The organism is Flavimobilis rhizosphaerae, assembly GCF_014852685.1.
GTDB classification, from domain to species: domain Bacteria; phylum Actinomycetota; class Actinomycetes; order Actinomycetales; family Cellulomonadaceae; genus Flavimobilis; species Flavimobilis rhizosphaerae.
Genome location: NZ_JACZDF010000001.1, coordinates 269619 through 289833, shown reverse-complemented (window position 1 = coordinate 289833; position 20215 = coordinate 269619). Strand labels below are relative to the sequence as shown.

Genomic DNA, 20215 nt, shown 5'->3' with positions numbered 1-20215 from the left:
ACGTGTATGGATCGGCTATCGACCGTGGGCGCGGAGCGCTCGAGAGCGGGTCAGGCGTTGCGGCGGGTGCGAGCGACCTCGTAGAGCGCGATGCCCGCAGCGACACCCGCGTTGAGCGACTCGGTCGCAGCGTCGATCTCGATCGACGTGATCGCGTCGCACGTCTCGCGCACGAGCCGTGCGAGCCCCTTGCCCTCCGAGCCGACGACGAGCACGAGCGGGTCCGTCGAGAACGGCAGCGCGTCGATCGTCGTCTCGCCACCGGCGTCGAGCCCGACGACGAAGCACCCGGCCTTGCGCGCCTCCTCGAGCGCCCGCACGAGGTTCGTCACACGCGCGACGGGCAGCCGCGCTGCCGCACCGGCCGACACCTTCCATGCGGCCGCCGTCATCTGCGCCGCACGCCGCTCGGGCACGAGCACACCGTGCGCGCCGAACGCCGCCGCCGAGCGCAGCACAGCGCCCAAGTTGCGCGGGTCCGTGATCTGGTCGAGCGCGACGATGAGCGGCGCCCGCCCCGACGCCGCGGCGGCGTCGAGCAGGTCGTCGAGGTCCGCGTACTCGTACGGCGGCACCTGGAGCGCGACACCCTGGTGGATTGCACCGTCCGTGAGCCGGTCAAGCTCCGTGCGCGTCACCTCGAGAAGGTTGACGTTGCGCTCGACGGCGATCTGGAGGATCTCCTTCGTACGGTCGTCCTGCTCGAGGCGCGAGGCCAGGTAGAGGCTCGTCGCCGGGATGTCCGCGCGCAGCGCCTCGAGAACCGAGTTGCGGCCCGCGACCATCTCGTGGGTCGACGACCGTCCGCCGCCCGTGCGACGCCCCGCCTGCACACCCTTGCCCGCGGGACGCTGCGGCGAACGTGCGGCCGCGGCAGCCTTGCGCTTCGCGGCCACGTGGTACGAGCGGTCCTCGGCCTTGGGCGTCGGGCCCTTGCCCTCGAGCGCCTTCCGGCTGTGCCCGCCCGTCCCGACCTTCGGGCCCTTCTTCGAGCCCGCCTTGCGGACCGCTCCGGGTCGCTTCGCCTTGCCTGCTGCCATCAGAGGTCCTTCGGTGAGTCGGAAGCGAGGGACCAGCGGGCCCCCGTCGGAGAGTCCTCGACGACGACGCCGGCCGCCGCGAGGCGGTCGCGCACGGCGTCGGCCGTCGCGAAGTCACGGTCCGCGCGCGCCTGCGCGCGGCGGGCGAGCTCGGCCTCGACGAGGACGTCGAGCGCGCGCTGCGCTCGGTCGTCGCTCGCGGCACCGGCCCACGTGGGCGACGCCGGGTCGAGGCCGAGGACGTCGAGCATGACACGGACGTCGAGCAGCGCCGCACGCAGCGCCGCGTCATCGCCGGCGGCGAGCGCAGAATTGCCGGCACGCAGCGCCTCGTGGACGACCGCGAGCGCGACCGAGACGTTGAGGTCGTCGTTCATCGCGTCGGCGAACGCCTGCGGGACGGGCGCCGCTGCGACGTCGTCGGACGTCACGGTGACACGCTCGGAGGCACGCTCGACGAAGCCCTCGAGCCGCGACCACATGGCCTCGGCGTCCACGAGGGTCTCGTCGGTCCACTCGAGCATCGAGCGGTAGTGGACGGTCGCGAGCGCCCACCGGACGGCGGCCGGGCGTGCGCGCTCGAGGAGCTCGGCGACGCCGAGCCCGTTGCCGAGCGACTTGCTCATCTTCGTGCCGCCCTGCGTCACCCACGCCGAGTGCATCCAGTGCTGCGCGAAGCCCAGGCCTGCGGCCCGTGACTGGGCCTGCTCGTTCTCGTGGTGCGGGAAGCGCAGGTCGAGGCCTCCGCCGTGGATGTCGAACGCGTCGCCGAGGTAGCGGCGGGCCATCGCGGAGCACTCGAGGTGCCAGCCCGGGCGTCCGGGGCCGAACGGCGTCGGCCACGAGGCTGACGCGGGCTCGCCCGGACGGTTGGCCTTCCACAACGCGAAGTCATGCGGGTGACGCTTGCCGTGCGCGTCCGCGGTCTCCTCGGCCGGCTGGAGGTCCTCGCGGCGCTGACGCGTGAGCGACCCGTACTCAGGGTACGAGCCGACGTCGAAGAAGACGTTGCCGGGCGTCGTCGTGTACGCGTGGCCGCGCTCGACGAGCCGCTCCATGAGGTCGACCATGTCGGTGACGTGACCGGTCGCGCGCGGCTCGTACGTCGGGCGGTCGACGCCGAGCGCGTCGTACGCCTCGGTGAACGCGCGCTCGAAGAGCGCGGCGTGCGCCCACCACGGCCGCCCCGCGGCCTCGGCCTTCGCGAGGATCTTGTCGTCGATGTCCGTGACGTTGCGGACGAGCGTGACGTCGAGCCCGCTCCGGCGCAGCCAGCGCACGAGGACGTCGAACGCGACGGCCGCGCGCATGTGCCCGACGTGGGGCGCGCTCTGGACCGTCGCACCGCACAGGTAGATGCCGACCCTGCCCGGCTCGAGGGGCGTGAGGTCGCGCAGCTCGCGCGCGGCGGTGTCGAAGAGGCGGAGAGTCACAGGCCCTAGCCTATCGGCCCGCACCCGCACGGCTCTGCCGCGCCCGGGACCACGGCGTGCAGGGGCTCAGCCGAACGTGCGGCCCTCGCCGCGGTACGTCGGCACGCTGGCCTCGACCCGCTCGCCACGGACGAGGTGGACGACGCCGAAGCGTTCCATGAGCTCGCCCGCCTTCGCGTGCCGCAGCCACACGCGGTCGCCGATCCGGACGTCCGTGCCGCGCGGGAGCCGCACGGGTGTCTGCACCTCGCCCGCACCCTCGGACCCCGTGAGCCGCAGTCCCGCGGGCAGCGCGAGCCGCGGCTCGCGCGCGTGCCCCGGAGGGCCCGACGCGATGTAGCCGCCGCCGAAGAGCGTCGCGAGGCTCGGCGCAGGCCGACGCACGACGTCGAGCGCGAAGAACGCCGACGGCCGCGGCTCGAAGCTCCGGTAGCCGTCGAACAGCCCCGGCACGTAGAGACCCGAGCCCGCCGTCACCTCCGTGACCGTCGGGTCCGCCGAGCTCGTCCCGAGCGAACCCGACCCGCCCGAGTTCACGAGGTCGAGCCCGCGCCCGAGCACGTCCTCGACCGCGGCCCGCACGACACCGCGACGCCGGTCGAGATCCGCGACGGACCGCGCCTTGACGAGCCGCACGGCCGCGCTCGAGTCCGGCAGGCCCGCGACCTGCGCCTCGTAGAACATGAGCCCGCCGACGACGAGACCCGGCAGCCCGTCGACCGCGCGCGCGACCCGCACGACGTCTCCGACCTCGTGCAACGGCGAACGCCGCGTGCCGAGGTGCACGCGGAGGCGCCCGACACCTGGTCGCCACGACGCGTCGACGTCGAGGCACACCCGCACGTCGGGCCCGCCCGTCGCCGCGAGAGCCTCCGACGCGCGCCGGGCCTGCGCGACGTCGTCGACCATGAGCGTCACCGCCGCCCGCGCCGCGGGCGACGCCGCGAGCGCCGCGAGCGCCGTCCGGTCGACGACCGGGTAGCCGAGCAGCACGTCACCGTGCCCCTCCTCGACGAGCCACAGCGCCTCCGCGAGCGAGAACGCCATGATCCCCGCCCAGCCCGGCCGGGCGAGCACGTGGTCGAGGAGCGCGCGCACCCGCACCGACTTCGACGCGAGACGCACCGGCGTGCCGCCGGCACGCCGCACGAGGTCGTCGGCGTTGGCCTCGAGCACGTCGAGGTCGACGACGGCGAGCGGCGCAGGCAGGTGGGACGTCGCGGCATCGAGACGGGAGCGCAGGGAGCTCATGGCGCCGAACATACCGCGACCTGCGCCCGAGGCGTTGACCGCAAGACCGCCGGAGCCCGATAGTGCGGTGTGGCCATCGACGTCCTCTCCCGCGCCCCCCGCCCGCACGCGCCTACGCCTGACGGCACGTGGCGCAACTGGTCCGGCTCTGTCGTGTGCCGGCCCGCCGCCTTCGTCGAGCCCGCCGACGCCGCCGACGTCGCCCGCCACGTCACGCAGGCCGTCGCCGACGGCCGTGGGGTGCGCGTCGTCGGCGGAGGCCACTCGTTCACGCCGCTCGTCGCGACCGACGGCCTCCTCCTCGGCCTCGACCGCCTCGCGTTCGTCGACGAGCCCGTCGCGCTCGCAGCGCCCGAGGGGCGAGCGACGCACACCGTCCGCGTCGGCGCGGGCCTGCGCCTCCACGACCTCAACCGGGCGCTCGCACGGCTCGGCCTCGCGATGGGCAACCTCGGCGACATCGACCACCAGTCCGTCGCCGGAGCGATCTCGACCGGCACCCACGGCACCGGCGGCGTCGCCGCGGGGCTCGCGACACAGGTGCGTGCCGTCGAGCTCGTCCTCGCCGACGGCACGCGCATCACCGCGTCCCGGGCCGAGCGGCCCGAGCTCTTCGAGGCCGCGCGCCTCGGCCTCGGCACGCTCGGCGTCCTCGTGGCCGTCACCCTCGCCGTCGAGCCCACCTACGTCCTCGAGGCCCGCGAGGAACCGTGGCCGCTCGACCGCGTGCTCGACGGCCTCGACGACCTGCTCGCCGCCAACGAGCACGTCGAGTTCTACTGGTTCCCCCACACTCGCCGCGCGCTCACCAAGCGCAACAACCGGCGGCCCGTGTCTGACGCGCCGCTCGGTCGCGTCCGCGGGTTCGTCGACGACGAGCTGCTCTCCAACGGTCTCTTCGAGGTCGTCAACCGCGTCGGCCGCCTCGCGCCCCGCGCGATCCCACGGCTCAACGCCGTGAGCTCGCGCGCCCTGTCCGCACGCCGGTTCACCGCGCCGTCGCACGAGGTGTTCGTCTCGCCACGGCGCGTGCGCTTCCACGAGACCGAGTGGGCCGTCCCCCACGAGGCTCTGCCGGCCGTCCTCGCCGAGCTCGAGACGTGGCTCGAACGCTCGGGCGAGCACGTGTCGTTCCCCATGGAGGTGCGGTTCGCCGCGCCCGACGACGTGTGGCTCTCGACCGCGTACGGGCGCCGCACCGCCTACGTCGCCGTCCACCAGTACTGGCGCACCGACCGCAGACGCCTCTTCGCAGCGGTCCAGGAGATCATGGTCGCCCACGAGGGCCGGCCCCACTGGGGCAAGGAGCACGCCGTCGCACGGGACTACCTCGAGACGGTCTACCCGCGCCTCGGCGACCACCTCGCCGTGCGCGCGGACGTCGACCCGTCGGGCACGTTCCTCAACCCGCACGTCCGTCAGGTGCTCGGGCTGTGACCGACGCTCCCGGAGCCGCTCCCGGAGCCGCAGCCGGGCCGCGGCCCGGGCCCTCGGTCCGCGCGCTGCGCGCGCTCGCACTCGCGCTGCCCGACGCCCGCAGCGACTTCCCCTTCGGGCCCGACGCCGAGGCGTTCCGCATCCATGGCCGCATGTTCGCGCTGCTCACGAGCTCACCCCGGGTGAGCACCGAGCACGCCTTCGTCAACCTCAAGGTCGAGCCCGTGCTCGTCGACGGGCTCGTCGCCGCGCACGACGACGTCCTGCCTGGCTGGCACATGCACAAGCGGCACTGGGTGTCGCTCGTCCTCCACGACGACCTCGATCCGATGCTCCTCGAGCAGCTGCTCGAGGACTCCTACGACCTCGTCGTCGCGAAGCTTCCCGTGCGGCTGCGGCCCGTCACGCACGAGCGCTGAACGGGCTCAGCCCTCGTCGGGGTGGACGAAGTCGGCCGCCGTCACCCACCGCAGCCCCGAGAACTCGTCGTGCGCGATCGACAGCTCGGCGAGCGAGCCGTTCTCCGAGAACTGCCCGTAGCAGGACTCCGCGGTCCTGCCGAGGGTCGCTTCACGGCAGCCGTCCCACACCACGCCGGTCGGCGGGTCGCCGTCGAAGCGTTCACGCACTCCCGTCGCCGCGTAGAACCCGACGTCCCACAGCCGGCCCTCGACCCACGCGTCGAGCACGCAGCGCCCCGCGTCCTCGGCCGCCACCGACGCGGGCGTGCCAGGGCAGCCGGGCGCGATCTCGGCCGCAGGGTCCGCGCCGAGCCTGCGGACCTCGGTGAGCGCCCGGTTCTCCCCGCCCGTGTCGGGCCACCGGAGGAGCGAGTCGGCGTCACCCCGTGTGAGGACCGCCGCGTTGCGCCGCTCCCCGCACGCGAGGACGTACTCGGGCTCGTGATCGTTCGCGGGGTCGAGGCCGGGCAGGAGCGCGAGCACGACGCGATCGCCCTGCGACGTCGCGTAGCCGAACGCCCGCGTCGCCCCGGTAGTCTCCTCCGCCGGGAGCGGCACCGGGTCCGTCACCGTGAGCGCGCACGCCTCCGTCGCGAGCCTGCGCGCAGCACAGTCCTCGTCGACGAGGAACGTGTTCTCGGCCGCGGCCTTCTCGTCCGCCGCGATGACGGGGCAGTCGAGCGGCGTGCGGTCACCGGTCGTCACGAAGGGCGCCGTCGTCGGGGTCGCCGGTGTCGAGGTCGCAGGCGTCTCCGAGCCCGACGGCCTCGTCGGCGCGTCCTCCGCCGCGCAGGCCGCGAGCGCAGCCGCGACCACGACGAGCAGCCCGCACCAGAACACCGCCCTACGGCGCTGCCGAACGTCCACGTCCGTCGCCTCCCCGCGATCACCTGTCCCCGAAGGCTAGCGCTGCCGCAGATGCCGCACAACGGCCCTTGACAGCCCGCAGCTCCCCGCGCAGGCGCTAGGGTGACGCCGGTTCCACGTTCCGGTCAGACCTCCCAGAAGGACACCCCTATGGCGAAGAAGAGCTCGTCGGCCCACCTCGACGTCTCCTGTCCCACGTGCGGCTCCGGCATGACCCACGAACCAGCGACCGACCTCCTGCGCTGCGGGTCCTGCTCGACGACCCTCGTCGTCCCCGTGCCGCCCGCGACCGACATGGCGTTCCACGCGTACGACGACTGGGTGACGACCACCGCCGGTCGCACCGCCGACCAGCTCGGCGGCGTCACCCTGCGCTGCTCCGGCTGCGGCGCGACGACTGCGACGACCGCCGTCGCCACGTCGTGCTCCTTCTGCGGCGCCGCGCTCGTGCCGCTCGCCGCAGGCGAGGCCGTCCTCACCCCGACGGGCGTCATCCCGTTCAAGGTCACGCAGGACGACGCGCGCACGGCCTTCCTCGCGTGGCTCCACGGTCGGAAGCTCGGCGTCGACTCGCTCCGCGAGGTCACCGCCGCTGAGTCCGTCCGCTCGGTCCTCGCCCCCTGGTGGAGCCCGACGGCCCGCGCGACGACGACGTACCGCGGCGCCCGCGGCGACGTCCGCGGCTCCGGCGAACGCAGCGAGCTCGTCTGGTACGAGGCCGCCGGCACGACGGTCCGCGACGTCGTCGGCGACCCGCTGGTCGCCTCCAACCTCACCGACGAGCTCTGGGACGACGAGTCCCTGCCGAAGCTCAAGCACGTCGTGCCGTACGTGCCGGCGCTCGTCGCGGGTCACGCCGCCGCACGCTTCGACATCGAGCCGTCGGCCGCCGTCGACGAGATGAAGGACGAGGCCGAGGACACGATCGAGCGCGACGTCCGCCGCTCGATCGGCGGCGACGACCAGCGGATCGACCACCTGCTCACCGCGTGGTCCGACGTGCGCCTCGGACTCTTCCTCGCCCCGTACTGGCGGCTCACCTACGTGCACGAGGGCACGACGTACGAGGCCGTCGTCAACGGGCGCACGGGCGACGTCGACGGCGACTTCCCCATGGACCGCGCCAAGGTGCGGCGCAGTCAGGTCGGGTGCGCGCTCGGCTGCCTCGGCATCGTCGCCGCCGTCGTCGCGGTCCTCGTGCTGCCGTCGCTGCTCGGCAAGCTCTTCTGACGGGACGGGTCCGGGCGGTCAGCGCACCTCGACGACGAGCGCTGTCGCGATCGCGCAGATGCCCTCGCCACGGCCCGTGAACCCGAGCCCGTCGGTCGTCGTCGCGCTCACCGTCACGGGCGCGCCGCACGCCGCGCTCAGCGCGGCCGCAGCCTCGTCCCGGCGCGGGCCGAGGCGCGGCCGGTTGCCGACGACCTGCACCGCGACGTTCCCGATCTCGAAACCCGCGGCACGCACGCGCCGTGCTGCCTCGGCGAGGAGCACCGTGCCGGCGGCGCCCGCCCACGCGGGCTCCGACGTCCCGAAGTTCGATCCCAGGTCGCCGAGCCCCGAGGCCGAGAAGAGCGCGTCCGCCGCCGCGTGCGCGGCCGCGTCGGCGTCCGAGTGGCCCGCGAGGGGCCGCTCGCCCGGCCACGTGAGGCCGGCGAGGGCGAGGTCACGCGGGTCGTCGTCGCCGGCCCACGCGTGGACGTCGACGCCGATGCCCGTGCGCGGGAGCGGGAAGGGGCGGCGGGCGTCGGCGGTCATGCGTGAACTCCTCGTCGTGCGGCTACTCCCGGAGCGGCTCGTCGCGCCCCAGCACCATGCGATGGTGCCCCCAACCTACAAGTCCGATCCCCTCCCGGACGCGTAGCGCCTCAGCACCATGCGAAGGTGCAGGGCCCCTACGAGTCGCGGGGCTGGTCCGCGAGGAGAAGCGTCGCGAGCGCCAGGTCGCGGCGCGTCGTGATCTTCAGCGCAAGCTCGTCGCCCGCGACAGCGTGGACGCGGTGGCCGGCACGCTCGACGAGCGTCGCGTCGTCGGTCGCGGCCGTCGCCTCGTCCGACCCGTCAACCCCCGCGGCCCGGGCCGCCGCGTGCGCGGCGTCGAGCGTCGCCCGGTCGAAGCCCTGCGGAGTCTGGACGATGCCAAGGCCCGTCCGCGGTGTCGCGCCGAGCGTCGGCACACCACCGACGGGCAGGTGCCCCGCCGCGAACGCGCCGTCGGCGACGGCCTGGAGCGAGTCGACGACGGGCACGAGCGGCGTCACCGCGACGTGCCCCGCGGCGACGGCGCGGGCGACGCGCGCGACGACGTCGGGAGGCGTGAGCGCTCGGGCCGCGTCATGGACGAGCACCGTGCCGTCGCCCGGCGGGAGCGCCGCGAGCCCTGCCGCGACCGACGCCTGCCGGCTCGCACCGCCCGGGACGACGGTGAGCGCGGGCGGCGTGCCGTCGGGGAGCGTGAGGCCGGCGAGCGCCGCCCGGACGTCGTCGACGTGCGCGGCCGGGGCCGTGACGACAAGGGTCGTCACCTCGCCCGACGCGAGGAGCCTGCGGGCGGCGTGGACGAGCAGCGGGACGCCGTCGAGCGGGACGAGAGCCTTGGGGAGCGTCGACCCGAGCCGGGAGCCGGAGCCGGCGGCCGTGAGGATCGCGGAGCGGAGCATGCCCCGAACCTACCGCCACCCCCGCCGCTCGGAGGCCCCGGGCATCATCGCACGGTGCCGCGGACCTCCGAGTCGCAGACGGGTGGGACGTGGAGGCACGGCCCGGACAGAGCAGGAGCCCCGCACCGGGACGGTGCGGGGCTCCTGCGAGTCGATGAGTGTCGCGTCAGGACGCGAGCACCTCGTCGAGGATGGCCTCGGCCTTCTCCTCCTCGGTGTTCTCGGCGAGCGCGAGCTCCGAGACGAGGATCTGACGGGCCTTCGAGAGCATGCGCTTCTCGCCGGCCGAAAGGCCACGGTCAGCGTCGCGGCGCGAGAGGTCACGCACGACCTCGGCGACCTTGATGACGTCACCCGACGCGAGCTTCTCGAGGTTGGCCTTGTAGCGGCGCGACCAGTTGGTCGGCTCCTCCGTATACGGGGCGCGGAGCACCTCGAACACCTTGTCGAGACCCTGCTGGTCAACGACGTCGCGGACACCCACGAGGTCGACGTTCTCGGCCGGGACCTCGATCGTCAGGTCACCCTGGGCGACCTTGAGCTTGAGGTAGACCTTGTCGACACCCTTGATCGTCCGAGTCTTGATCTCTTCGATCAGCGCAGCACCGTGGTGCGGGTAGACGACGGTCTCCCCCACTGAGAAAGTCATTGGATTGGATCCCCTTTCGCGGACGACCATCTTACCACGGAAAAGGGCGGAATCACGGGGGCCTTCCGCCCTCGGTGCCGCTCCGTGGACGCCGCGAGGCCCGCCGACCACCGGCGGGGCACTAGAGTTGGGCCGGGACACCTCTACCACACGACCGCCGCACCGACCTGGGACGCACGTCCGGGTGTGCGCCGCGGAACGAGCACACAGGAGCACACGTGAACCGCCTGCAGACCCGCACCGGCCGCGGGGCCGCCGCCGCCCTCTCCCTCGCCGTCGTCGCGGGCCTCGCCGCCTGCTCGCCCATCACGACGGACCGCCCGTACGCGGCCTCGGACGGCATCCGCGTCGAGATCGCCGACGGCGTCACAGCCGAGAACCTCCTCGTCCTCACGTCCGCCGAGGGCGCGCCCGGTGCCGTCCAGGGCGGCCTCGTCAACAACGGCACGACCGACGTCACCGTCGCGATCGACACCCTGCGCTTCGACGTCCCCGCACGCTCGACCGTCCTCCTCGGCGGCGAGACCGGCGAGGAGGCCACGATCTCGGCGGTCGCCGCCGCACCTGGCTCGCTCCTGCGCATCCCCGTCGGCACCCCGGAGAACGCCACCGAGGTTCCCGTGCCCGTCCTCGACGGCACGCTCTCCGAGTACGCGGACCACGTGCCCGCCGCGTCCTGAGGCGCGCTCGCCCCGTGGCGTGAGCCCCGGACCTCCGAGCCTCCTCAGAGGCGACGATGCCCGGCCGCGATGGGGTGCGGCCGGGCGTCGTCGGGCTGAGGGAAGAGAGGTTCCGCGCTCAGGTCACCCGAAGCGGCCCGAGATGTAGTCCTCCGTCGCCGGCACGGACGGCGAGGAGAACATTGTCGGCGTGTCCGCCATCTCGATGAGCTTGCCCGGCTGCCCCGTGCCCGCGATGTTGAAGAACGCCGTACGGTCCGAGACTCGCGCGGCCTGCTGCATGTTGTGCGTGACGATGACGATCGTGTAGTCGTTCTTCAGCTCGCTCATGAGGTCCTCGATCGCGAGCGTCGAGATCGGGTCGAGCGCCGAGCACGGCTCGTCCATGAGGAGCACCTGAGGCTCGACGGCGATCGCCCGGGCGATGCACAGGCGCTGCTGCTGACCGCCCGAGAGCGACGAGCCCGGCTTGTCGAGACGGTCCTTGACCTCGTTCCAGAGGTTCGCGCCACGCAGCGACCGCTCGACCGTGTCCGCGGCGTCACCCTTGGAGATGCGCTTGTTGTTGAGGCGGACGCCCGCGAGGACGTTGTCTGCGATCGACATCGTCGGGAACGGGTTGGGCCGCTGGAACACCATGCCGACCTGACGGCGCACCTGCACCGGGTCGACCTCGGGCGCGTAGAGGTCCTGGCCGTCCATGACAGCCCGCCCCTCGACGCGCGCGCCGGGGATGACCTCGTGCATGCGGTTGAGCGTGCGGAGGAACGTCGACTTGCCGCAGCCCGACGGGCCGATGAGCGCCGTGACCGAGCGCGGCTCGATCGCCATCGACACGCCCTCGACCGCGAGGAAGTCTCCGTAGTAGACGTCGAGGTTCTCGACGTCGATGCGCTTGGACATTCTGGAAGCCTTTCGGTGGCTCAGCGGCCGGTCTTGGGGCGGAACGCCCGGCTGATGCCACGCGCCACGAGGTTGAGGAGCATGACGATGAGGATGAGGGTGAGCGCCGCCGCCCACGCCCGGTCGACGCCCACGCCGCCCTGCTGGTATTGCGAGTAGGCGAACACCGGCAGCGTGGCCATGCGCCCCTCGAAGACGTCCCAGTTCGTGCGCGTGATCATGCCGACGGTGATGAGCAGGGGCGCGGTCTCGCCGATGACGCGGGCGATCGCGAGCATGACCCCCGTGACGATGCCCGCGACCGAGGTCCGCAGGACGACCTTGAGGATCGTCAGCCACTTCGGCACGCCGAGCGCGTACGACGCCTCGCGCAGCTCGTTCGGCACGAGCCGCAGCATCTCCTCGACCGACCGGATGACGACGGGCGTCATGAGGACCGCGAGCGCCACCGCGCCCATGAGACCCGAGCGGTACGCCGGCCCCATGAGGAGTGTGAAGAGTGCGAACGCGAAGAGGCCCGCGACGATCGACGGGATGCCCGTCATGACGTCGACGAAGAACGTGATGCCCTTGGCGAGCGGCCCGCGCCCGTACTCGACGAGGTAGATCGCCGTGAGCAGGCCGATCGGCACGGAGATGAGGGTCGCGGTGAGCGTCACCATGAGCGTGCCGACGATCGCGTGCGCGACGCCGCCCGACGTCATGTCGCCAAAGACCCCGACCATGTCCGTCGTGAGGAACGTCCCCGAGAAGAGGACGGCGCCGCGCGAGACGACGGTCCACAGCAGCGAGACCAGCGGGACGAGCGCGAGGAGGAACGCGACCGTGACGAGCGTCGTCGCAAGCCTGTCCGTCGCACGGCGCGGCCCCTCGACATAGCGGGACACGGAGGTGAGCGCGACCGCGTGGAGGAGCGCGGTGAGTGCGGCGACCGTCGTGGCCGTGTGCTCGCCGGTGAGGACGAGCACGCCCCACGCGACGAGGGCGGAGCCCGCGACGGACGCCCACGGCGCCCAGCGCGGCAGCCGGTTGCCCGTGAGGGTGAGCGCGGAGCTCGCGGGTGCGGTGGCGACAGGCATCAGTTGGCTCCGGAGAACTCGGCCCGGCGGGCGATGATCCAGCGCGCGACCATGTTGACCGCGAGCGTGATGACGAAGAGCGCGAGGCCCGTGGCGATGAGCACCGACACCGACAGGCCCGAGGCCTCCGGGAACTTCGCGGCGATGTTCGCCGCGATCGACTGGTGCTGGCCGGGCTTGAGGAGGAAGAACGAGAAGAGGTACCCGGGCGAGAGGATCATGAGGACCGCCATCGTCTCGCCGAGCGCTCGGCCCAGGCCGAGCATCGACGCCGAGACGAGGCCCGAGCGGCCGAACGGCAGGACGGCCATGCGGATCGTCTCCCAGCGGGTCGCGCCGAGCGCGAGCGCGGCCTCCTCGTGGAGGACGGGAGTCTGGAAGAACACCTCGCGCGAGACGGCCGTGATGATGGGGATGATCATCACCGCGAGGACGGTCGCGGCCGCGAGGACGTTGCGCGCGGGCGCCGTGTAGCCGGCGAACAGCGGGATGAAGCCGAGCGTGTCCGAGAGCCAGCGGAAGATCGGGTCGAGCACGGGGGCGAGCCACAACGCGCCCCACAGGCCGTAGACGACCGACGGGATCGCGGCGAGCAGGTCGATGACGTAGCCGAGCGCCTGCGCGGCACGGCGCGGCGCGTAGTGCGTGATGAACAAGGCGATGCCGAGCGACAGGGGCACCGCGAGGCCGAGCGCGAGGATCGCCGAGAGGAGGGTGCCGAAGACGAGCGGCCCGACGTACTCGAGGAGTGACTGGCCGTTCATCCAGGAGATCTTCGCGAGCTCGTCGGGGCTCGCGGTGAGCGCGGGCCAGGCCCGCAGGACGAGGAAGCCAGCGACCGCCGCGAGGACGACGAGGATGAGCACACCCGTCGCGCCCGAGACGCCCTTGAAGATCGTGTCGGCGACGCGTGAGGCGCCGCTCGCGCGCAGCGACACCGCGGGCGCGGGCGGCTGCGCGTGGCCCGAAACCCGGTGGTCCACGGCCGTGGGCCCGGGCGCTGCCCAGGCCGAGCTGTCGTCGTGCATGTCCTCGTCCATCGTCGCTGCGGTCGTGCGGCGGCCGCCCGCCGGCACCCCTGCTGGGGTGCCGGCGGCGGTCGTCACGGCCCCGTGGGGGGCCTGCCCACCGCCGGGGACGGTGGAGTCCTGGGAGGAGGTGGGCACGGGGGTCACTTCACCGAGATCGCGTCGATCGCGGCCTGGATCTTCGTGCGGAGCTCGGCCGAGATCGGCGCGGAGCCGGCGACGTCGGGCTGCGCGGAGCGGGCCTGGCCCTCCTCGGAGGCGACGTACGTGAGGAACGCCTTGACGTTCGCGACGTCCGCGGCGTTCTCGTAGACCGAGCACGCGATGTCGTAGGAGACGAGGACGATCGGGTAGGCGCCCTCGGCCGTCGTCGTGCGGTCGAGCTCGATGACGAGGCGCTTGTCGGTCGCGCCCTCGGCGGCGGGCGACGCGTCGACGACCTTGGCCGCGGCCTCCGCGGAGTAGGGGACGTAGGCGTCGCCGACCTTGATGGCGACGGTGCCGAGGTCACCGGCGCGCGAGGCGTCGGCGTAGCCGATCGTGCCCTCGGCAGCCTTGACGGTGTCGACCATGCCCGACGTGCCGTTGCCCGACTGGCCGCCCGAGACAGGCCAGTCGCCCGACGGCTCGTGCGTCCACGCGCCCTCGCCGGCTGCGGCGAGGTACTCGGTGAAGTTCTCGGTCGTGCCCGACTCGTCGGAACGGTTCACCGGGATGATCGCGAGGTCGGGGAGCTCGACGCCCTCGTTCTGCGCGGCGATCGCCGGGTCGTTCCACTTCGTGATCTTGCCGTCGAAGATCTGCGCGAGCGTCTTCGCGTCGAGGTTGATGTTCGCCGCAGAGACCTGCGGGAGGTTGTAGATGACGGCGATCGGCGAGATGTAGACGGGAAGCTCGAGGGCCTCGCCGCCGAAGCAGCGCTTAGCGGCCGCCGTGATCTCCTCGGGCTTGAGCGCCGAGTCGGAGCCGGCGAAGAGCGTCGAGCCCGCGAGGAACTGCTCGCGGCCCGCGCCCGAGCCGGCCGCGTCGTAGGAGAACTGGACGTCCGGGGCGATGTCCGCGAAGCCCGCGGCCCACCCCTCCATGGCCTTGCCCTGCGACGAGGCGCCCGCGCCGGCGAGCGTGCCGCTCAGCGCTGCGGGGGCGTCGGAGGTCGTGCTGCCCGATCCGGTGGAGCCGGTGGCGCCGGGGTTCGTCGTTCCTGAGTCGCTGCAGGCGGCGAGGGCGAACGCGAGGGCGCCGACGGCCACGAGGGACCCGGCGCGACGGCTGGTGCGGCTGATGCTCACGGGAGTTCCATCCTGAAGTCTGTGCGTCGCAGGCCGTGTGCCTGCGAACTACCTCGGACGTTAGGGAGCCAAGGTTTCCCGCTCAGGTGACGACGGTGAACCGACGGTGAACAGCCCCCGAAGTCGTCGGATGCCTCGCGTGCGCGCAGTACACAGTGTCGTGCGCGGGTCTGGACGTGCCGCGCACGACAGAGGGGGCCGCCCCGGCAGCGCCGGGACGACCCCCTCCGTCGTGGACGTCTCAGTCGTCCGTGAGCTTGTAGCCCAGCCCGCGGACCGTGACGAGCAGCGTCGGGCTGCCCGGGTCGGCCTCGATCTTCGCGCGGATGCGCTTGACGTGGACGTCGAGCGTCTTCGTGTCGCCCACGTAGTCCGAGCCCCACACGCGGTCGATGAGCTGACCGCGCGTGAGCACGCGGCCGACGTTGCGCATGAGCAGCTCGAGGAGCTCGAACTCCTTGAGCGGGAACGCGACTTGCTCACCGTCGACCGTGACGACGTGACGGTCGACGTCGAGGCGCACGTTGCGTGCCTCGAGCACCGCGTCGTCCTCCTCGACCTCGGCGCGCGCGCTCGACGCCGCGGCGGTCGCGGCCGTCACCTCCGCGTGCCGGCGCAGCACGGCTCGCATGCGGGCCAGCAGCTCGCGGAACGAGTACGGCTTCGTCATGTAGTCGTCGGCCCCGATCTCGAGCCCCACGACCTTGTCGATCTCACCGTCCTTCGCCGTGAGCATGATGACCGGCACGTTCGAGCGCACGCGCAGCTCACGACACACCTCGATGCCCGAGAGGCCCGGCAGCATGAGGTCGAGGAGGACGAGGTCCGCCCCGCCCTCGTCGAACGCTGTGAGAGCGTCGGGGCCCGTGCCGACCGCGACGACCTCGTACCCCTCCCGACGGAGCTGGTACGTGAGCGGCTCGGCGTAGGACTCCTCGTCCTCGACGACCAGGATGCGGGTCATGCGTTCTCTTCCTCCTCGGCGACGAGCGTCGCCCGTCCGGCTGCTCCCGCCGCGACGTGCGCTGCGGGGATCTTCACGGTGAACGTGGAACCCTGGCCCGGCTGGGACCAGATGGTGATCTCGCCGCCGTGGTCGGCGACGACGTGCTTGACGATGCTCAGGCCCAGGCCCGTGCCACCGGTCTCGCGCGAGCGCGCCGGGTCGACCCGGTAGAAGCGCTCGAAGATGCGGTCCTGGACGTCGCGCGAGATACCGACTCCCTGGTCGACGACCGAGATCTCGACGAAGTCCTGTGCGCTGCGGACCCCGACGGTGACGGCCGAGCCGTCCGCCGAGTAGTTGACCGCGTTGTCGAGCAGGTTGCGCAGCGCGGTGACGAGCATGTTGTGGTCGCCGTACATGGCTGCGTCGAGGTCGCCCGCGCTCGCGAGGCGGATGTTGCGCCCGGTCGCCGTCGTGCGCGCCCGGTCGATCGACTCCTCGACGACCCCCCGCACCGGCACGGCCTGCACCTGCGCGAGTGCACCCGCCGACTGCAGGCGCGAGAGCTCGATGACCTCATGGACGAGCGCGCCCAGGCGCGCCGACTCCTGCTGCATGCGCCCCGAGAAGCGACGCACCGCCTCGGGGTCGTCAGCCGCGTCGTGCACCGTCTCCGCGAGCAGCGCGAGCGCCCCGACGGGTGTCTTGAGCTCGTGGGAGATGTTGACGACGAAGTCCCGACGGATCGCCTCGAGCCGGCGCGCCTCCGTACGGTCCTCCGCGAGGACGAGCACGTGGCGGGAGTCGACCTGCGCGACGCGCACCTGCAGGAGCACGTCGCCGCGGCCCGAGGGACCGCGTGGCAGCTCGATCTCGACGTCGAGGATCTCCCCCGTGCGCCGCACGGACGCGACCATGTCCTCGACCGCCTTGTGCGTGAGCGCGTCGTGCCGCACGAGCCCCAGCGCGTACGCGGGAGCCGACGCACGCACGATCTCGTCGTTCTCACCGACGACGACCGCCGCCGAGCGCAGCACCGCGAGCGCCCGCACGAAGCCCTCGTCGAGGTCCGCCGGCGGGCCGACGGGCGCGACACGCTCGCGCCGCTCGTTCCACAGGAACAGGAGCGTCGCGAACACGCCGGTGACGAGGCCGACGACGCCGGCGACGACGATGAGGAGTCCTTCCACGTGCCCCAGCGTAGGGGGCTCTCGCGCGTCCACCTCACCGCGCGAGGCTCACCGGCCGAGTGCTCGCCCGAAGTTCACCGAGGGCGCTCCTGCCGTTCACCTGAGCGTGGCACACCGCTGTGACAGTGGGTCGGGGCCGACGTGCCCCCGGCCACCATGGCCGTACGACCACGCTCGGGCGCCCACGCGGTGCCCGGCGACGCCGGCCGGAACGCCGGCCACGACGTGAGGAAGTGGACATGCGCGGGATCTTCGAGGCCGAGCTCCGGCAGATCGGTGACGACCTCACCGCGATGGCGAGGCTCGTCGAGTCGGCGATCAAGGACGCCGGGACGGCGCTGCTCGAGGCCGACCTCGAGCTCGCCCAGTCGGTCGTCGAGAAGGACGGCGAGATCGATGCGCTCGAGCGTGACCTCGACGAGCGGTGCGTGCTGCTGCTCGCGCAGCAGGCTCCTGTCGCGACGGACCTGCGGGTCGTCGTCTCGGCGCTGCGCATCTCCTCGGCGCTCGAGCGCATGGGCGACCTCGCGCGGCACATCGCGCAGGTCGCGCGCGGCCGCTACCCGCGTCCCGCGGTCGCCGGTGACGTCGCGGCGACGTTCGCGCAGATGAACGCGGCTGCGGTGCACGTCGCCGAGCGTGTCACGCAGCTCCTCGAGACGCGTGACCTCACGCTCGCGCACAAGATCGAGCGTGACGACGACCAGCTCGACACGCTCCACCAGGACACGTTCGCGGCACTCCTCGGCGGCGGCTGGGAGGGCACGCCTCAGGAGACGGTCGACGTCACGTTGCTGGGGCGCTACTACGAGCGTTTCGGCGACCACGGCGAGGCGATCGCGCGGCGCATGCTCTTCCTCGTCACGGGCGTCTTCGAGACGGAGTCCTGACCGCCCGACCACCACGCCCCTCCCGCCCGGCCACCCCACCGCCGAGGATTCTGCGCAGATAGCTACTGGGAGTAGCCATCTGCGCAGAATCCTGGGGCGAGGCGGGACCGAGTCGGCCGTTGAGACGCAGGCCGAGACGCAACGACCCCCGGGAGCTCGGCTCCCGGGGGTCGCGTCGTACGCGTGAGGTCAGACGGTCACTTCTTGCCCTGGTTCGCGACGGCCTTGATGGCCTCCGCCGCGGCGTCCGGGTCGAGATACTGGCCCGGCTTCACCGGCTTGAGGGTCTCCTCGTCAAGCTCGTAGACGAGCGGGATGCCCGTCGGGATGTTGAGGCCCGCGATGTCCTCGTCGGAGATGCCGTCGAGGTACTTGACGATCGCGCGCAGCGAGTTGCCGTGCGCGGCGACGAGCACCGTCTTGCCAGCCTTGAGGTCCGGGACGATCTCCGCGTCCCAGTACGGCAGCGCACGCTCGAGGACGTCCTTGAGGCACTCGGTGAGGACCTGCGGCGCGTCGGCGTAGCGCGGGTCGGCATCCTGCGAGAACTCCGAGCCGACCTCGATCGGGGGCGGCGGGACGTCGTACGAACGACGCCAGAGCATGAACTGCTCCTCGCCGAACTCGGCGAGCGTCTGGGCCTTGTCCTTGCCCTGGAGCGCACCGTAGTGACGCTCGTTGAGGCGCCACGAGCGCTTGACGGGGATCCAGAGGCGGTCCGCGGAGTCGAGCGCGAGGTGCGCGGTGTTCATCGCACGACGCAGGAGGGAGGTGTGGACGACGTCCGGGAGGACGTTCGCGTCGCGGAGGAGCTGGCCTCCGCGCTTCGCCTCCTCGACGCCCTTCTCGGAGAGGGCCACGTCGACCCAGCCGGTGAACAGGTTCTTGGCGTTCCACTCGCTCTCGCCGTGGCGGAGCAGCACGAGGGTGTAGGTCATGGTTCCTATTGTGACGCACGCGGGCGGGTGCGCACGGGGGACCTCGGTCCGTGGGACGTCGGCAACGTCGTTCAGCGGCCCAGGGAGGTGCGGAGCGTCGCTTCGTCGGCGGGGCTCAGCCCGCAGGCGGCGGCGACGTCGAACGTCGGGGTGCGGACGACGGCCGTGCGGCCGTCGTGGAGGACAGGTGCGGGCAGCGCTGACGCGCCGAGGACCCGCAGGTCGAGGGACGCGGCCTGGTTGCCGACGAGCACGGGCTCCGCACCGTCGTCGGCCCCGTCGCCGTCGTCGGCGTCGAACCAGTCGCCCCCGTCCGTCGCGAGAACGACCGACGACGCGCCCGTCGAGCGCAGGGACGCAAGCGTCGGCTCGCACTCGATCTCCCACTCGACGACGATGCGCGACCCGTCGCGCACCCGCGCGGGCAGCGACTGCAGGCCCGTCGTGTCGACGACGTCCGTGAGCTCGCCGGGCCGAGGGTCGACGACGCCCGCCGACCGGACGCGCCACCCGGGCGGGGCCTGGACCGCCCGGAGGGTGACGGGCGCGCCGAGACCCGTGATCCGCAGTTCGGTGCCGGCGAGCGCGACGGGGTCCGTGTCGGCGTCGCGCGTGAAGCCCCACGCTGACGCGCTCACGCGCGGCCAGCCGATCCCGCCGACGACGACGATGACGACGAGCACGAGCCCGGCGGCGAGCGCCACGACGCGGCGCGTCCGGGACGGGGCGGGGACGAGGAGGTCGAGCGTCACGTCGCGCTCGGTCGACGGCGCGGTCATCGGACGTCCGTCCTGAGTGCACGCACCTGCTCGGCGTCGAGCCCGCACTCGACGGCGAGGTCGAGGCCCGGCGTGCGTGACACCCACGTGGCGTCGGGGTCCTTGCCGAGGGTCGTAGGCAGGAACCCGAGGAGCTTGACGTGCGCGACCGCGGTCATCGGCCAGAGGTAGAGCGTCGTCCCCTCCGGGGCCTCCCCCGCGCGTTCGCGGGACGTCGAGACGACCGACGGGTTCTCGCGGACGAGCGCGAGCGCGGCGGGGCAGTCGAGCTGCCACGCGACGACGACGCGGGAGCGGTGCGTGAGCGGCGCGGGCAGGGTGAGGTGCTCGGGGCCCGCATCGTCGTGGATGTCCGCGGACGGGGCGGCGACGCCTGCGTGGACGATGCGCCAGCCCCGCGGGGCCTCGACGCTCTCGAGGGTCACGGGGACGTCGGGCCCTGGCCGCTCGACGATGAAGACGGAGGCGGTGCCGTGCTCGTCCCGCGACCCGTCGGCCCCGACGTACGAGAAACCGACGTCGGCGACGCCGGGCCACCATGTCGACACGACGATCGCGCCGACGAGCGTCGCGACGCCGGCGGCGATCGTGGCGTTCCGGCGGCGCCGGGAACGGGGCGGGACGAGGAGGTCGAGCGTCGCGTCCCGTCCTGCGTCGGGAGCCGGTGTTGTCTCGGTCATTGTCACAATGTACTG

The 20215-nt window shown here is 72.8% G+C and carries 21 protein-coding genes; 5 read left to right on the top strand and 16 right to left on the bottom strand.

From position 1 onward, the window contains the following. Positions 1-50 precede the first annotated feature (50 nt). The 3 genes from rlmB to IGS67_RS01230 form a co-directional block, all read right to left on the bottom strand. On the bottom strand, positions 51-1040 hold the full coding sequence (gene rlmB, locus IGS67_RS01240) for a 23S rRNA (guanosine(2251)-2'-O)-methyltransferase RlmB (RefSeq protein ID WP_192277029.1): 990 nt from the start codon (positions 1038-1040) through the stop codon (positions 51-53). After that, complete coding sequence (cysS, locus tag IGS67_RS01235; protein WP_192277026.1) at positions 1040-2473, bottom strand: cysteine--tRNA ligase; 1434 nt, start codon at positions 2471-2473, stop codon at positions 1040-1042. Before cysS ends, rlmB begins: the two co-directional genes overlap by 1 nt. 66 nt (positions 2474-2539) lie before the next feature. Beyond that, complete coding sequence (locus tag IGS67_RS01230) at positions 2540-3724, bottom strand: alanine racemase (protein ID WP_192277023.1); 1185 nt, start codon at positions 3722-3724, stop codon at positions 2540-2542. A gap of 69 nt (positions 3725-3793) precedes the next feature. Between IGS67_RS01230 and IGS67_RS01225 the strand changes: the two genes are divergently transcribed. Together IGS67_RS01225 and IGS67_RS01220 are read left to right on the top strand one after the other, a co-directional pair. Continuing rightward, positions 3794-5161: a D-arabinono-1,4-lactone oxidase gene (locus IGS67_RS01225; RefSeq protein WP_328741349.1), complete on the top strand. Its 1368-nt coding sequence runs from the start codon at positions 3794-3796 to the stop codon at positions 5159-5161. Beyond that, positions 5158-5580 carry an MmcQ/YjbR family DNA-binding protein gene (locus IGS67_RS01220; RefSeq protein ID WP_210766948.1) on the top strand — a complete coding sequence of 141 codons (423 nt, stop codon included), beginning with the start codon at positions 5158-5160 and terminating at the stop codon, positions 5578-5580. Before IGS67_RS01225 ends, IGS67_RS01220 begins: the two co-directional genes overlap by 4 nt. A gap of 6 nt (positions 5581-5586) precedes the next feature. Here IGS67_RS01220 and IGS67_RS01215 read toward each other — a convergent pair whose 3' ends face one another. Beyond that, positions 5587-6489, bottom strand: a complete 903-nt coding sequence (locus IGS67_RS01215; protein WP_192277020.1) for a hypothetical protein — start codon at positions 6487-6489, stop codon at positions 5587-5589. Between the two features lie 210 nt (positions 6490-6699). Between IGS67_RS01215 and IGS67_RS01210 the strand changes: the two genes are divergently transcribed. Further along, entirely contained in the window at positions 6700-7719 is a 1020-nt protein-coding gene (locus tag IGS67_RS01210; RefSeq protein WP_192277017.1) for a hypothetical protein, read from the top strand. 18 nt (positions 7720-7737) lie between these two features. On the opposite strand, the gene ispF is transcribed toward IGS67_RS01210, so the two are convergent. From ispF to IGS67_RS01195, 3 genes are all read right to left on the bottom strand, one after another. Further along, entirely contained in the window at positions 7738-8247 is a 510-nt protein-coding gene (gene ispF, locus IGS67_RS01205) for a 2-C-methyl-D-erythritol 2,4-cyclodiphosphate synthase (RefSeq protein ID WP_192277014.1), read from the bottom strand. 137 nt (positions 8248-8384) lie between these two features. After that, positions 8385-9149: an IspD/TarI family cytidylyltransferase gene (locus IGS67_RS01200; RefSeq protein ID WP_192277011.1), complete on the bottom strand. Its 765-nt coding sequence runs from the start codon at positions 9147-9149 to the stop codon at positions 8385-8387. Positions 9150-9315: 166 nt separating this feature from the next. Beyond that, the gene (locus IGS67_RS01195) at positions 9316-9798 is read right to left on the bottom strand and encodes a CarD family transcriptional regulator (RefSeq protein ID WP_192277008.1); all 483 of its coding nucleotides are present in this window, start codon (positions 9796-9798) and stop codon (positions 9316-9318) included. Positions 9799-10016: 218 nt separating this feature from the next. On the opposite strand from IGS67_RS01195, the gene IGS67_RS01190 reads away from it, so the two are divergent. Further along, positions 10017-10478, top strand: coding sequence for a hypothetical protein (locus IGS67_RS01190; RefSeq protein ID WP_192277005.1), 462 nt, complete (start codon positions 10017-10019; stop codon positions 10476-10478). Between the two features lie 123 nt (positions 10479-10601). On the opposite strand, the gene pstB is transcribed toward IGS67_RS01190, so the two are convergent. The 6 genes from pstB to IGS67_RS01160 all read right to left on the bottom strand — a co-directional run bounded on the left by pstB (position 10602) and on the right by IGS67_RS01160 (position 16922). After that, positions 10602-11381: a phosphate ABC transporter ATP-binding protein PstB gene (pstB, locus tag IGS67_RS01185; protein ID WP_102510093.1), complete on the bottom strand. Its 780-nt coding sequence runs from the start codon at positions 11379-11381 to the stop codon at positions 10602-10604. Between the two features lie 20 nt (positions 11382-11401). Next, a complete protein-coding gene (gene pstA, locus IGS67_RS01180) occupies positions 11402-12460 on the bottom strand; it encodes a phosphate ABC transporter permease PstA (RefSeq protein WP_192277002.1) in 1059 nt (352 codons plus the stop codon). Further along, a complete protein-coding gene (gene pstC, locus IGS67_RS01175; protein WP_328741346.1) occupies positions 12460-13626 on the bottom strand; it encodes a phosphate ABC transporter permease subunit PstC in 1167 nt (388 codons plus the stop codon). The genes pstA and pstC overlap by 1 nt, the downstream gene beginning before the upstream one ends. 5 nt (positions 13627-13631) lie before the next feature. After that, positions 13632-14771, bottom strand: a complete 1140-nt coding sequence (gene pstS, locus IGS67_RS01170; protein WP_407925803.1) for a phosphate ABC transporter substrate-binding protein PstS — start codon at positions 14769-14771, stop codon at positions 13632-13634. 247 nt (positions 14772-15018) lie between these two features. Further along, positions 15019-15741 carry a response regulator transcription factor gene (locus tag IGS67_RS01165; RefSeq protein ID WP_192276995.1) on the bottom strand — a complete coding sequence of 241 codons (723 nt, stop codon included), beginning with the start codon at positions 15739-15741 and terminating at the stop codon, positions 15019-15021. Then, positions 15738-16922: a sensor histidine kinase gene (locus tag IGS67_RS01160; RefSeq protein WP_192277813.1), complete on the bottom strand. Its 1185-nt coding sequence runs from the start codon at positions 16920-16922 to the stop codon at positions 15738-15740. The genes IGS67_RS01165 and IGS67_RS01160 overlap by 4 nt, the downstream gene beginning before the upstream one ends. 230 nt (positions 16923-17152) lie before the next feature. Between IGS67_RS01160 and phoU the strand changes: the two genes are divergently transcribed. Continuing rightward, positions 17153-17803, top strand: a complete 651-nt coding sequence (gene phoU / locus IGS67_RS01155) for a phosphate signaling complex protein PhoU (protein WP_102510088.1) — start codon at positions 17153-17155, stop codon at positions 17801-17803. A 197-nt stretch (positions 17804-18000) separates the two neighbouring features. On the opposite strand, the gene IGS67_RS01150 is transcribed toward phoU, so the two are convergent. From IGS67_RS01150 to IGS67_RS01140, 3 genes are all read right to left on the bottom strand, one after another. Beyond that, positions 18001-18741 carry a phosphoglyceromutase gene (locus IGS67_RS01150; protein ID WP_192276991.1) on the bottom strand — a complete coding sequence of 247 codons (741 nt, stop codon included), beginning with the start codon at positions 18739-18741 and terminating at the stop codon, positions 18001-18003. A gap of 71 nt (positions 18742-18812) precedes the next feature. Then, positions 18813-19520, bottom strand: coding sequence for a hypothetical protein (locus IGS67_RS01145; RefSeq protein ID WP_192276988.1), 708 nt, complete (start codon positions 19518-19520; stop codon positions 18813-18815). Beyond that, the gene (locus tag IGS67_RS01140; RefSeq protein ID WP_192276985.1) at positions 19517-20200 is read right to left on the bottom strand and encodes a hypothetical protein; all 684 of its coding nucleotides are present in this window, start codon (positions 20198-20200) and stop codon (positions 19517-19519) included. Before IGS67_RS01140 ends, IGS67_RS01145 begins: the two co-directional genes overlap by 4 nt. Positions 20201-20215 lie beyond the last annotated feature (15 nt).

What these genes read in the sequence shown, in the direction of transcription:
- rlmB (WP_192277029.1), bottom strand. Translation starts at nt 1,040, where the DNA reads ATGGCAGCAGGCAAGGCGAAGCGACCCGGAGCGGTCCGCAAGGCGGGC.
- IGS67_RS01230 (WP_192277023.1), bottom strand. Translation starts at nt 3,724, where the DNA reads ATGAGCTCCCTGCGCTCCCGTCTCGATGCCGCGACGTCCCACCTGCCT.
- IGS67_RS01210 (WP_192277017.1), top strand. Translation starts at nt 6,700, where the DNA reads ATGACCCACGAACCAGCGACCGACCTCCTGCGCTGCGGGTCCTGCTCG.
- ispF (WP_192277014.1), bottom strand. Translation starts at nt 8,247, where the DNA reads ATGACCGCCGACGCCCGCCGCCCCTTCCCGCTCCCGCGCACGGGCATC.
- IGS67_RS01200 (WP_192277011.1), bottom strand. Translation starts at nt 9,149, where the DNA reads ATGCTCCGCTCCGCGATCCTCACGGCCGCCGGCTCCGGCTCCCGGCTC.
- IGS67_RS01195 (WP_192277008.1), bottom strand. Translation starts at nt 9,798, where the DNA reads ATGACTTTCTCAGTGGGGGAGACCGTCGTCTACCCGCACCACGGTGCT.
- pstB (WP_102510093.1), bottom strand. Translation starts at nt 11,381, where the DNA reads ATGTCCAAGCGCATCGACGTCGAGAACCTCGACGTCTACTACGGAGAC.
- pstA (WP_192277002.1), bottom strand. Translation starts at nt 12,460, where the DNA reads ATGCCTGTCGCCACCGCACCCGCGAGCTCCGCGCTCACCCTCACGGGC.
- IGS67_RS01165 (WP_192276995.1), bottom strand. Translation starts at nt 15,741, where the DNA reads ATGACCCGCATCCTGGTCGTCGAGGACGAGGAGTCCTACGCCGAGCCG.
- phoU (WP_102510088.1), top strand. Translation starts at nt 17,153, where the DNA reads ATGCGCGGGATCTTCGAGGCCGAGCTCCGGCAGATCGGTGACGACCTC.
- IGS67_RS01150 (WP_192276991.1), bottom strand. Translation starts at nt 18,741, where the DNA reads ATGACCTACACCCTCGTGCTGCTCCGCCACGGCGAGAGCGAGTGGAAC.
- IGS67_RS01145 (WP_192276988.1), bottom strand. Translation starts at nt 19,520, where the DNA reads ATGACCGCGCCGTCGACCGAGCGCGACGTGACGCTCGACCTCCTCGTC.
- IGS67_RS01140 (WP_192276985.1), bottom strand. Translation starts at nt 20,200, where the DNA reads ATGACCGAGACAACACCGGCTCCCGACGCAGGACGGGACGCGACGCTC.